9 protein-coding genes are annotated in these 12136 nt (G+C 54.9%); 3 read left to right on the top strand and 6 right to left on the bottom strand.

Annotated elements, in window-relative coordinates; genetic code table 11:
* Nucleotides 1-66: 66 nt before the first annotated feature.
* Nucleotides 67-555 carry a 4Fe-4S binding protein gene (locus tag ROR01S_RS16585; protein ID WP_004868835.1) on the top strand — a complete coding sequence of 163 codons (489 nt, stop codon included), beginning with the start codon at nucleotides 67-69 and terminating at the stop codon, nucleotides 553-555.
* A gap of 82 nt (nucleotides 556-637) precedes the next feature.
* Here ROR01S_RS16585 and avtA read toward each other — a convergent pair whose 3' ends face one another.
* Both avtA and ROR01S_RS16595 read right to left on the bottom strand, forming a co-directional pair.
* Nucleotides 638-1897 (bottom strand): valine--pyruvate transaminase, encoded by a 1260-nt coding sequence (avtA, locus tag ROR01S_RS16590; protein WP_004868832.1) that lies wholly within the window; start codon nucleotides 1895-1897, stop codon nucleotides 638-640.
* Between the two features lie 174 nt (nucleotides 1898-2071).
* Nucleotides 2072-4105 (bottom strand): alpha-amylase, encoded by a 2034-nt coding sequence (locus tag ROR01S_RS16595; RefSeq protein ID WP_004868828.1) that lies wholly within the window; start codon nucleotides 4103-4105, stop codon nucleotides 2072-2074.
* Nucleotides 4106-4420: 315 nt separating this feature from the next.
* Between ROR01S_RS16595 and ROR01S_RS16600 the strand changes: the two genes are divergently transcribed.
* Complete coding sequence (locus ROR01S_RS16600) at nucleotides 4421-5239, top strand: protein bax (protein WP_071824661.1); 819 nt, start codon at nucleotides 4421-4423, stop codon at nucleotides 5237-5239.
* Between the two features lie 53 nt (nucleotides 5240-5292).
* Here ROR01S_RS16600 and xylR read toward each other — a convergent pair whose 3' ends face one another.
* The 4 genes from xylR to xylF form a co-directional block, all read right to left on the bottom strand.
* Nucleotides 5293-6471, bottom strand: a complete 1179-nt coding sequence (gene xylR, locus ROR01S_RS16605) for a D-xylose utilization transcriptional activator XylR (RefSeq protein ID WP_004868824.1) — start codon at nucleotides 6469-6471, stop codon at nucleotides 5293-5295.
* A gap of 125 nt (nucleotides 6472-6596) precedes the next feature.
* The gene (gene xylH, locus ROR01S_RS16610) at nucleotides 6597-7778 is read right to left on the bottom strand and encodes a xylose ABC transporter permease XylH (protein ID WP_004868822.1); all 1182 of its coding nucleotides are present in this window, start codon (nucleotides 7776-7778) and stop codon (nucleotides 6597-6599) included.
* Nucleotides 7756-9297: a xylose ABC transporter ATP-binding protein gene (locus ROR01S_RS16615; RefSeq protein ID WP_004868819.1), complete on the bottom strand. Its 1542-nt coding sequence runs from the start codon at nucleotides 9295-9297 to the stop codon at nucleotides 7756-7758. Before ROR01S_RS16615 ends, xylH begins: the two co-directional genes overlap by 23 nt.
* 64 nt (nucleotides 9298-9361) lie before the next feature.
* Nucleotides 9362-10354, bottom strand: coding sequence for a D-xylose ABC transporter substrate-binding protein (xylF, locus tag ROR01S_RS16620; protein WP_004868818.1), 993 nt, complete (start codon nucleotides 10352-10354; stop codon nucleotides 9362-9364).
* 375 nt (nucleotides 10355-10729) lie between these two features.
* Here xylF and xylA point away from each other — a divergent pair, with 375 nt between their 5' ends.
* Nucleotides 10730-12052, top strand: coding sequence for a xylose isomerase (xylA, locus tag ROR01S_RS16625; RefSeq protein WP_004868817.1), 1323 nt, complete (start codon nucleotides 10730-10732; stop codon nucleotides 12050-12052).
* The last annotated feature ends 84 nt before the right edge of the window (nucleotides 12053-12136 follow it).

Genomic DNA, 12136 nt, shown 5'->3' on the forward strand with positions numbered 1-12136 from the left:
TCAGGATCAAGGCGCGCAGGAGGATATTTCTGGCACGCTGCCGTTTTATCCCCAATGGAGCAGTGGATGAACCGTTTTATCATCGCGGATGCCCAGAAGTGTATTGGCTGCCGTACCTGTGAAGTGGCCTGCGTGGTCTCCCATCAGCACGACCAAAGTTGTTCGACGGTTTCTGCGACTCAGTTTGCGCCCCGTATCCGGGTGGTGAAAAGCGATGCGCTGTCTACGGCCACCCTGTGCCGGCAATGTGAAGACGCACCCTGCGCCAATGTCTGTCCGGTTGAGGCTATCCAGCGCGACCGTGGGGTCTGGCGCGTCGACCAGCGGCGCTGTATCGGCTGTAAAAGCTGTATGGTGGCCTGCCCGTACGGGGCGATGAGCGTGATGATGACCGGGGAAGGGGTGCAGGCGCTGAAATGCGATTTATGCAGCCACACCGACGAAGGCCCGGCCTGTGTGGCGGCCTGTCCGACCCAGGCGCTGCGCTGCATGGAACCGAGCGAGCTGGAAAGACTTAGCGCCGAGCGTCGCCAGCGCATGGCGCTGGCGATGTAGCGATGATGCTTGCGGCGTGTTCCCCGGAAGCGGCGCTGGCGCGCCTGTCCGGGCTACGGGTTGGCCGATGGCGATGAGCCGGTTACGCGGCGCCCTGTTCACTCCAGGCCCGCTCAATCTCTTCGGCGAGGATTTGCACGCCCGCTTCGATTTTTTGCGGATCCGGCACGTAGTTCATACGCATGCACTGATGCGTGTGCGGCCAGGGTTTATCCAGCCCCGGGAAGAAGTAGTCGCCCGGAACCATCAATACACCGCGTTTTTTCAGCCGCTGGTACAGCAGTTCGGTGGAGATCGGCAGATCTTTAAACCACAGCCAGAGGAAAATCGCCCCTTCAGGTTTATGAATCAGGCAGCGATCTTCCGGCAGATAGCGACGGATAATGGCGATAGTTTCCTGTACGCGCTGATAGTAGAACGGCTTGATGACCGTTTCCGACAGGCGCAGCAGGTCATGACGTTTGATCATTTCGCACATCATCGCCGGCCCCATTCCGCCCGGCGCAAGGCTGATAATCCCATTCATGTTGCTGATAGCGGTAATGATTTTCTCATTGGCTATGATGATCCCGCAGCGGCTGCCCGGCAGGCCCAGCTTGGACAGGCTCATACACAGCACAATATTCGGGTTCCAGAGCGGCCTGGCGTCGCTGAAAATAATTCCCGGGAAAGGCACGCCATACGCGTTATCAATCACCAGCGGGACGCCGTGTTGGTGGGCCAGCGCATCCAGTTTGATCAGCTCTTCGTCGGTAATCACGTTACCGGTCGGGTTGGTCGGGCGAGAGACACAAATCATCCCCGTCTCTTCGGTGACCTGCAGATGCTCGAAATCGACGTGGTATTTAAACTGGCCTTCTGGCAGCAGCTCGATATTCGGGCGGGTGGCGACAAACAGATCCTCTTCGAGGCCCGAGTCGGCGTAGCCGATATATTCCGGCGTCAGCGGGAACAGGACTTTGCGGGTAGTGCCATCCGCACGGCGCCCGGCAAAGAGGTTAAATAAGTAGAAAAACGCACTCTGACTGCCATTTGTTAGCGCAATATTCTGTGGTTCGATCTCCCAGCCCAGCTCTTCACGCAGCATCTGCGCCAGCACGGTCAGCAGCTCGCTTTTTCCCTGCGGACCGTCGTAATTACAAAGCGCATCAAGGGCTTTGCCGTTGGCGAGCATGTCAGCCAGCAGGTTCTGGAAGTATTCGTTCATTTCCGGGATCTGCGCGGGATTACCGCCGCCCAGCATGATTGCGCCCGGCGTGCGCAGGCCGTCATTGAGGTCTTCCATCAAGCGGGTGATGCCTGAATGACGGGTGAATTTGTCGCCGAAAAGTGAAAATGTCATTGCGGATAATCTATCGGTCTTCCTGGAAAGTGGATAACCATAACGCCAGCCTCGACGCGGTGCAAATCGGCAGGAAAGTCGAAGATTTCATTTTTATGCTGGATTATCGATGGGGATTAGTTTTTTATTCTGCAAAGGCTCCCCAAAGAGATCGGGGAGCCATCAGAAGCGGGGCTATCGTTGGCCTGCCCATACCACCATGACTTTGTCATCGGCGTTTTCACGGACGAAACCGTAACCTTGCGGCATAGAGAGCGTGGTTTGTTTACCCATCCCGATTGCCGGGTGGCGGGCGCGGAACTGGCCGAGTTTCTGCCAGTGGGTGACGCTGAGCGCGGCTTTACCCTCGACGTCCTGCCAGTTCATATCCGAACGTGTCCCCTGCAACGGATCTGAGCCGGTAGGCCCGAATGGCCGCGCGGACTCATCGCCATAGAAGAGCTGTACCGCGCCTGGTGCGAGCAGCAGCAGTTCTGCCGCAGTGCTGCCGCCTTCGCGGAACAGGCGCGTGTCGTGGGAGGAGAGGTAGCTCAGAACGTTAAACGTCTGCAGTTTATCCGCCATCTGCTGCCAGGTCAGGTCAATACTGGAGAGACAGCCTGACGCTTTCGCCGCCTGATCCTGGTAGTCGAAGTTAATCATCGCATCAAAACCGTGGCGGTAGTAATCGCTCTGCATTACCCCATGACCCCAGGCTTCACCGGTCATCCAGAAAGGCGCGTTATCCAGCGCTTTATCCGGATTGGCCTTTTTCCATTCCGCCAGCGCCGCAGTGGCCTGGGTTTTCAACTGCTGCCAGGCAGCCTGCTCGACGTGTTTGGCGGTATCGACGCGGAAGCCGTCAATGCCGTAATCACGTACCCACTGACTCAACCAGTGGGTCAGATAATCGCGCGGCGTATAGCCTGGAATCACTTTTGCCGCCGTATCAGGCTTTTGTTGATAGAAATTCGGCAGCCCGGAAGGGGCGGTTGATTCGGTTTTCAGATCCGGCAGAAAAGCCAGGGACATGGTCAGATCGTCAAAGCCTGGGTTGTCGTAGTCGCCGATATCGGTACGAATCCATTTTTTCCCCCACCATTTTTCCCAGCCGGCTTTATCGCTGAAGTTGATGTAGTCGTTGAAGCTGTGCCAGGTCTGTCCCGGGCCGGGTTTCCAGTTGGTCCAGTGTTCCCCGAGCGTTTTTTTCAGTTCGTCGCCCTGCAGATACAGCGAGCCGAATTTGAACGTCTGCATATCGGCGAGGGTGGCGTAGCCGGTGTGGTTCATCACCACATCGAACAGGATGCGAATACCGCGCTTGTGCGCCTCATCGACAAGGCGACGCAAATCCTCCTCAGTACCCATATTGGCATCCAGCTTTGTCCAGTCCTGGGCGTAGTAGCCGTGGTAGGCGTAATGCGGGAAATCGCCCTTGGTTCCGCCGCCGACCCAGCCGTGAATTTGTTCCAGCGGCGAGCTTATCCACAGTGCGTTAACGCCCAACGCTTTCAGGTAGTCGAGTTTGCTGGTCAGCCCTTGCAGGTCGCCGCCGTGGAAGGTGCCGATTTCCTGCATACCGTCTTTGTGGCGTCCATAGCTGTTGTCGTTGGCCGGGTTACCGTTGACGAAACGGTCGGTCAGCACGAAATAGACGGTGGCGTTATGCCAGTTGAAAGGCGCGTCGGCGGTGGTTTCCGCACTTTCAAGCAGCAATAAACCATTGCTGTTGGGGGCCGGCTGCAGCGTAATTTTCCCGGCGCTGACCGTGGCGACATTGCCGCTGTAGAAATCACGGACTTTGCTGCCCTCGGCAAAGGTCTTGCTGACATCCAGCGTCAGCGGCTTACCATCCCATTTTGGACACTGACGCAGCTGCGGCGCGGAAGCTGTCGCCGCCTCTTTTTCCTCCAGAGAAAGCATCAGCGTCGGCGTACCGGAGCGAGTATCGACTTCAAGCGTGTAGCGACCTTCGCGGAAGACCCGCCACTGTGCAGGGGTGCCGCGGCAGGGTTCCATGGAGAGCATCTGGTTGAGTTTGATGGCGCCGACGGGCTGCCAGCACTGTTGGTCAAAATTAATTTGTAGCGGACGTGTACCCTTCGCCACCTCGTTTTGACTGATAAACCTGCCGGTGCCCTCTTCGGTAAAGGCCGGAAAATCGGCGGTGGTCCAGGCGGCGAAGGCCATTCCTGGCAACAAGAGCGACGCTAGCGCAGCGAGTTTCATTCTGGAGTCCTGTGAGCGGTTTTTTGTTCAGTTTGCCCGGCAAAGCGGGTAATGAACTCATCCCATCTGCGCTTTTGCAGGGATGACAAAAAGGGGTGAGTGACTGCGGTCAAAAAACAGGCGAAAAATGAGACGGCGCTAGCATTTTTGCCCCCTGATGACGGCGCGGAAACCGATTTCAGATGACAGCTTTTAGGAATTGGACTATTTCTGTTAGTGCTCTCACTGGGTATTTTTGATACTATTCGCGACTCAATTAACGTTTTTTTGCGTAAAACAAGGTGTTGGAATGATTAAATCCGACCAGGAGACCTAATGATATCGATTCCCATGCGACGATATGGGGCTGCGATACTCATGTTACTTACCTGCATATTTTCAGGTAGTGTGTTGGCAACAACCCACACAGCAACAACGAGTCATAAAGCCTCACAAGTAAAGAAAAGTAGTCAAGTTAAGGTAAGCAGTAAACAAGAGTATTCTCGCAATAGTGTAAAGAGTAGTTCACTTCCTGATTTGCGAAAATACCCTTCCGGAACCCCAAGGAAAAAAGCGTTTCTCCGGACAGTAATGCCTTATATTACTAAACAGAATCAGGTGATTACCGCCGATCGTAACTGGCTTGTTGCCAAGCAATACGACTCGCGCTGGTCACCGACAGAGCGTACGCGTCTGAAGGATATTACGGCACGCTATAAGGTGAAATGGTCTGGTAATACGCGCCATATTCCCTGGAACACGCTGATGGAACGCGTTGACATCATTCCGAACAGTATGGTGGCGACCATGGCGGCGGCGGAAAGCGGCTGGGGGACGTCCAAACTGGCGCGGATGAACAACAATCTGTTTGGTATGAAATGCGGCGGCGGAAACTGCCGCGGTGCGATGAAAGGCTACTCCCAGTTTGATTCCGTGGAGGAGTCTGTACAGGCTTATGTGACGAACCTGAACACGCATCCGGCATACAAGTCCTTCCGTAAATCCCGCGCGCAGCTGCGTAAAACGGATCAGGAAGTGACGGCCAGCACCATGATTCATAAGCTGAAGGGCTATTCGACGAAAGGGTCGAGCTACAACAACTATCTCTTCGCGATGTATCAGGACAACCAGCGGCTGATCGCTGCCCATATGTAATAGCGAATGCCCGGAGCGTAAGCCCCGGGCATTTTCTTTTCATCTCACCGGCCCTACATCATCACTTCACTGTGCCGATCCCGGTACTCCTTCGGCGTCACGTCGTACTCTTTCTTAAATACCGAATAGAAATATTGCAGCGACGGATAGCCGCACATTTGCGAAATTTCATTAATCGATAGCGTGGTGGAGACCAGCAGGCTGCGGGCCTTTTCGAGTTTCTCTCTGTGAATGATGGAGTGAATGGTGTCGCCGACCTCCTCCTTGAAGCGCTTCTCGAGGTTAGAGCGGGAGATACCGACGGCATCCAGCACCTGCTCGACCTTGATGCCTTTGCAGGCGTTATTGCGGATGTAGTGCATCGCCTGAATCACCGACGGGTCGGTGAGCGAACGATAGTCCGTAGAGCGTCGTTCAACGACGCGCATCGGTGGCACCAGCCGGCGCTGCAGCGGCAGCGGCTCTTTATCCAGCAGTCGATGCAGCAGCTTGGCCGCCTGGTAACCCATCTGCCGGGTTCCCTGCGCGACGGAGGAGAGCGCCACGCGCGACAGGTAGCGGGTCAGCTCTTCATTATCAATACCGATGACGCACAGCTTTTCCGGCACCGGAATATGCAGCAGCTCGCAGGCCTGAAGCACGTGGCGAGCGCGGGCATCGGTCACGGCGATGATTCCGGTTTGCGGGGGGAGCGTTTGCAGCCAGTCCGCGAGACGGTTCTGCGCGTGTTGCCAGTTTTCCGGCGCGGTCTCCAGCCCCTGGTAAACCACGCCGCGATATTTCTCCTTCGCGACCAGCTGGCAAAACGCGTGTTCGCGCTCGACAGCCCAGCGTTTTCCGCTGGAAGTGGGCAGCCCGTAAAAGGCGAAGCGCTGGACGCCCTTTTCTTTCAGATGCAGGAAGGCGCTTTCGACCAGCGCGGCGTTATCCGTCGCAATATAGTGCACCGGGGGATAGCATTCGGGGCGATGGTAGGAGCCGCCGACGCCGACAATCGGGACCTCGACGTCGGCCAGCAGTCTTTCGATTTCCGGGTCGTCATAATCAGCAATCACGCCGTCGCCCAGCCACTCCCTGATATTCTCGATACGCGCCCGAAAATCCTCTTCGATGAAGATATCCCATTCCTGTTGCGATGCCTGTAAATATTCTCCTACCCCCTCGACCACCTGTCGGTCGTAGGCTTTGTTGGCATTGAATAGCAGCGTAATACGGTGGCGCTTTGCAAACATAGTCTCTTTTCCTGGTCTCTCTTTCTGGCCATACAATACCGGCCAATGCCCGAATCATGACAAGCGTCTTATGCGTAAATCTGGTGGTAGCGCATAGAATTCGGGCATTCTTCCATTAAGCGGGCTTACGTTCTGCGCTTTGTCGCCGAATCCATCCATACCGCCAGCAGTAAAATGGCACCTTTGACGATGTACTGCCAGAAGGTGGCGACGTCCATCATGCTCATACCATTATCCAGCGCCGACATGATAAATGCCCCCATGACGGCGCCGGCGACGCTGCCTACCCCGCCGGCGAGGCTGGTGCCGCCGATAACGCAGGCGGCGATAGCATCCAGCTCGGCGATGTTACCGGCTGAAGGCGAACCGGCACCGAGACGCGAACTGAGGATCAGACCGGCGATGGCCACCATCAGACCATTGATGGCGAAAACGGCCAGCTTGGTTCGTTCAACGCTAATCCCCGACAGGCGTGCCGCTTCCAGGTTACCGCCAATGGCATAAATTCGCCGGCCAAAGGCCGTTCGGGTGGCCATAAACATCCCCGCCAGCAGCAGAGCTGCCAGGATGAGAACCGGCGTCGGGACGCCGCGATAATCGTTTAATAGCCAGATGGCGCCGAGCACGATAACCGCGGTAATGCTCTGGCGTGCCACCGTCGAGGTTGGCGCTGATGTGGTTAATCCCAGGGATTGACGACGCAGGCGACCGCGCCATTGCCAGACAATAAAGGCCGCCATACCAATGACGCCGATACCGAAACCCAGGCCGTCAGGCAGATAGCTTTGTCCAATTTGCGACATGGCCGGGCTGGTGGGGGAGACGGTGGTGCCGTTGGTTATCCCGATCAGAATACCGCGGAACGCCAGCATTCCGGCGAGGGTGACGATAAACGACGGGACTTTACGGTAGGCGACCCACCAGCCGTTCCAGGCGCCGAGTACCAGCCCCATCACCAGGGTGACCGCAATGGTCAGCGGCAGCGGCCAGCCGAGCCAGACGTCAAAAATTGCCGCCGCGCCGCCGAGCAACCCCATCATCGAGCCCACGGAAAGATCGATTTCGGCGGAAATAATGACGAACACCATCCCGACCGCCAGGATGCCGGTGATCGCCGTCTGCCGCAGCAGGTTAGAAATGTTTCGCGCGCTTAAATAGGCGCCTTCGGTGGCCCAGGTGAAGAACAGCATAATCACCACAATCGCGGCGATCATCACAAAAACCTGAAGGTTCAGCCCTTTGAATCCAGACAGACCGGCAGGGGCGGGCGGGATGATTTTTATCTCAGACGACGTGTTTTTCGACATGGTGTTCGCTCCTCAACGCGGCTTCCATCACCTGCTCCTGGGTCAGATGATGATTGACTAAATTGGCTTTCAGCTTGCCTTCATGCATGACCAGCACCCGATCGCTTAACCCGAGAACTTCCGGCAGCTCTGATGAGATGACGATGACGGCGATCCCCTGCTGCACCAGCTGATTAATCAATTTGTAGATTTCGTATTTCGCACCGATATCGATGCCGCGAGTGGGTTCATCGAGAATCAGGATGCGCGGATTCAGCAACAGGCAGCGGGCCAGAATCGCTTTCTGTTGATTGCCGCCGCTCAGGCGGCCAATGGCCAGCTCTGGCGATGACGTTTTGATTTTCAGCCGCTGGATAGATTGCTGGATACAGTGCTGCTCCCCGGCGTCATCCAGGCTGCTCAGCGGGCCGGTAAACTGACTTAACGCCGCCAGAGTGATGTTCTTACCTACCGCCATCACCGGCACGATCCCGTCTTTCTTACGGTCCTCAGGGACCATGGCAATACCGTGGGCGATAGCCTGCTGGCAGTGGTGGATAGCCACCGGTTGACCGTCAATAAACACTTTCCCTTCCCAGCGTCCCGGCCAGACGCCAAACAGGCACTGTACGGCCTCGGTACGCCCGGCGCCGACCAGTCCGGCAATGCCGAGGATTTCACCGCGACGCAGTGAAAAAGAGATATCGTTGACCCGCTTAATGTGCCGGTTGACCGGATGCCAGGCGGTCAAATGCTCGACGCGTAGAATTTCGTCGCCGCAGGCGTGCGGCTCGTTCGGGTAGAGGGCGGTGAGTTCGCGGCCAACCATCATGGTTATCACATCATCTTCATTCATGCCGCTGGCGTCGCGGGTGCCGATATGCTGGCCGTCGCGAATGACGCAGATGGTGTCTGAGATGGCTTTCACCTCATTCAACTTGTGGGAAATATAAATACAGGCGATGCCGTGGGCCTGCAGATCGCGAATGATATCCAGCAGAATGGCCGTTTCCTGCTCGGTTAATGAGGCGGTGGGTTCATCAAGTATTAATAAACGCACCTGCTTATTGAGCGCTTTGGCAATTTCAACCAGCTGTTGCTGCCCCAGCCCGAGATCGCCGACGCGGGTATCGGGTGAAATCGTTAAATTCACCTGCGCCAGCAGCTTCTGGCAGCGCAGGGTCATGGTTTCATAATCAAGGAGACCATAGCGGGAGATTTCCGCGCCAAGAAAAATATTCTCCAGAACGCTCAGGTGCTTAACCAGCGCGAGCTCCTGGTGAATAATGGCGATACCTTTGCGTTCGGTGTCGCGAATATGATTGGGCTTAAGCGTTTCACCGGCGAAAATAATTTCACCGTCATAGCTGCCGTGCGGATAAATTCCGCACAGGACTTTCATGAGCGTGGATTTACCAGAACCGTTTTCGCCGCAAAGTGAGACAACTTCTCCGGCGTTAAGCCGCAGGCTGATATTGTCTACCGCCTTCACGGTCCCGAAGGTTTTGGTGATATTTTTCATTTCTAGTAACCAGGACATAGATGCTCCGCATAAGCGATATCCGGCTGGACGAGAATGACGCCCCGGCGAGGGGCGTCAGGAATTATAATTCGCTCTTTTTGTGGAAACCGTCTTTGATGACCGTCTGTTCAATATTGTCTTTATTCACTTCGATCGGGGTGAGCAGGCGGGACGGGACATCTTTAAGTCCGTTATTCAACGAGGTATCAGCATGCGGCGCTTTATCATTGCCGAGCTCGACGGCAATTTCAGCGGCGGTGGTGGCAAGGGTGGTAATCGGTTTATAGACGGTCATGGTCTGCGTGCCGGAAATAATGCGCTTCACGCCAGCAAGGTCGGCATCCTGGCCGGAAATGGCGACTTTCCCCGCCAGACCCTGCGCGCTTAATGCCTGAATCGCGCCGCCGGCGGTAGCATCGTTGGAAGCGACAACCGCATCGATTTTGTTATTGTTAGCGGTGAGGGCGTTCTCCATAATTTTTAATGCATTTTCCGGCAGCCAGCCGTCAACCCACTGGTCGCCAACGATCTTAATTTTACCTTCGTCAATATAAGGCTTGAGGACTTTCATTTGTCCGGCACGGAACAGCTTGGCGTTATTATCCACCGGAGAACCACCCATCAGAAAGTAATTTCCCTGAGGGGTTTTATCCACCAGACTTTGGGCCTGCATTTCGCCCACTTTTTCATTATCAAAGGAAATATAGAAATCAATATCTGCGTTGTTTATCATACGGTCGTAGGCCAGAACTTTAATGCCTTCCTGTTTCGCTTCTTTAATCACATTGCTTAAGACCTGACCGTTGTAGGGAATAATAACCAGAACGTCAACGCCGCGGTTTATCATATTTTCAATTTGCGACATTTGTGTTTCTTCATTACCATTGGCGGACTGAACAAATACTTTCGCGCCTAATGATTCGGCTTTGTTGACAAATATATCGCGGTCTTTCTGCCAGCGCTCAAGGCGGAGATCGTCAATGGCCATACCAATCTTAACTTCTTTCGCAATCCCCGCCATACTGGTCAGCAGGAGCGAAGCACAGAGCGTGAGGCAAAGGTTCTTTATCTTCATAATAATCAGCCTTTTTTGTAAAGTGCAGGATAAGACGAACGGGGTAAAGAAACGGCCTGATACGTAGTAGATTCTTAACAGTGAACGGAGGACTGGCAATTATCTGTGCTTATTTTGGGATTACGAAATTTAGTTTGTTTTCTGATTTATGACCGCGATCTGGTTTTTAAAAATAAATAAAACAGCTATATCGTTGATATGTCATTGAAAGGATGGTGGAGAGGGCGTTGATAATATTCAGTTGTGCGATCTGGCGCACGTTTGTGGATTCTCTCAATCGCGGTGTGAAATAACGTAATTGAGGAAAGTAAAACATGAATTCTATATTGGCTTATGACTTGTTACCCGCCGCATTCCCTGAATATGGAGTTCATTATGCAAACCTATTTCGATCAACTCGATCGCGTTCGTTATGAAGGCCCAAAAACCACCAACCCGCTCGCGTTCCGTCACTATAACCCGGACGAGATGGTGCTGGGCAAGCGCATGGAAGAGCATCTGCGGTTTGCCGCCTGCTACTGGCATACCTTCTGCTGGAACGGGGCAGATATGTTTGGCGTGGGCTCCTTCAATCGTCCGTGGCAGCAGCCGGGCGAGGCGCTGGAAATGGCGAAACGTAAAGCCGACGTCGCCTTTGAGTTTTTCCATAAGCTTAATGTGCCGTACTACTGCTTCCATGATGTGGATGTCTCTCCGGAAGGGGCGTCGTTGAAGGAGTATCTGGACAATTTTGCCCGGATGGTCGATGTCCTGGCGGCGAAGCAAGAACAGAGCGGCGTGAAGCTGCTGTGGGGGACGGCAAACTGCTTTACCAACCCGCGTTACGGCGCTGGAGCGGCAACCAACCCGGATCCAGAGGTTTTCAGCTGGGCGGCGACTCAGGTGGTGACCGCCATGAATGCCACACACAAACTGGGCGGGGAAAACTATGTTCTGTGGGGCGGCCGCGAAGGCTACGAAACCCTGCTTAATACCGATCTGCGCCAGGAGCGCGAGCAAATTGGTCGCTTTATGCAGCTGGTGGTGGAACACAAACATAAAATCGGCTTCCAGGGCACGCTGCTGATTGAGCCAAAACCGCAGGAACCGACCAAACATCAGTACGATTATGATGCCTCTACCGTCTACGGTTTCCTCAAGCAGTTTGGCCTCGAAAAAGAGATCAAACTGAATATCGAAGCGAACCATGCGACCCTGGCCGGACACTCCTTCCACCATGAGATTGCGACCGCTATTGCGCTGGGTCTGTTCGGCTCCGTGGATGCCAACCGCGGCGATCCGCAGCTGGGCTGGGATACCGATCAGTTCCCGAACAGCGTGGAAGAGAATGCCCTGGTGATGTATGAAATTCTTAAAGCCGGTGGCTTTACCACCGGCGGCCTGAATTTTGATGCCAAAGTTCGTCGTCAGAGCACCGATAAATACGATCTGTTCTATGGTCATATTGGGGCGATGGATACGATGGCGCTGTCGCTGAAAGTGGCGGCCCGTATGATCGAAGAGGGCGAGCTGGATAAGCGGGTCGCGAAACGCTATGCCGGCTGGAATGGCGACCTGGGTCAGCAAATCCTGAAAGGGCAGATGACGCTGACGGAGATTGCGCAGTACGCGGCGCAGCATAATCTGGCTCCCCAGCATCAGAGCGGCCATCAGGAGCAGCTGGAAAACCTGGTTAACCATTATCTCTTTGATAAGTAATAAGGATACCCGGCGTTTCCGGGTATGAGTGAGAGCACGCTTTCTTGCGCCACGGTTAGCCGTGGCGCACTGTTAAGGAGAGAC

The organism is Klebsiella ornithinolytica NBRC 105727 = ATCC 31898 (genome assembly GCF_001598295.1).
Classification (GTDB): Bacteria; Pseudomonadota; Gammaproteobacteria; order Enterobacterales; family Enterobacteriaceae; genus Klebsiella; species Klebsiella ornithinolytica.

What these genes read in the sequence shown, in the direction of transcription:
- ROR01S_RS16585 (WP_004868835.1), top strand. Translation starts at nt 67, where the DNA reads ATGAACCGTTTTATCATCGCGGATGCCCAGAAGTGTATTGGCTGCCGT.
- ROR01S_RS16600 (WP_071824661.1), top strand. Translation starts at nt 4,421, where the DNA reads ATGATATCGATTCCCATGCGACGATATGGGGCTGCGATACTCATGTTA.
- ROR01S_RS16615 (WP_004868819.1), bottom strand. Translation starts at nt 9,297, where the DNA reads ATGTCCTGGTTACTAGAAATGAAAAATATCACCAAAACCTTCGGGACC.
- xylA (WP_004868817.1), top strand. Translation starts at nt 10,730, where the DNA reads ATGCAAACCTATTTCGATCAACTCGATCGCGTTCGTTATGAAGGCCCA.
- xylH (WP_004868822.1), bottom strand. Translation starts at nt 7,778, where the DNA reads ATGTCGAAAAACACGTCGTCTGAGATAAAAATCATCCCGCCCGCCCCT.
- xylR (WP_004868824.1), bottom strand. Translation starts at nt 6,471, where the DNA reads ATGTTTGCAAAGCGCCACCGTATTACGCTGCTATTCAATGCCAACAAA.
- avtA (WP_004868832.1), bottom strand. Translation starts at nt 1,897, where the DNA reads ATGACATTTTCACTTTTCGGCGACAAATTCACCCGTCATTCAGGCATC.
- xylF (WP_004868818.1), bottom strand. Translation starts at nt 10,354, where the DNA reads ATGAAGATAAAGAACCTTTGCCTCACGCTCTGTGCTTCGCTCCTGCTG.
- ROR01S_RS16595 (WP_004868828.1), bottom strand. Translation starts at nt 4,105, where the DNA reads ATGAAACTCGCTGCGCTAGCGTCGCTCTTGTTGCCAGGAATGGCCTTC.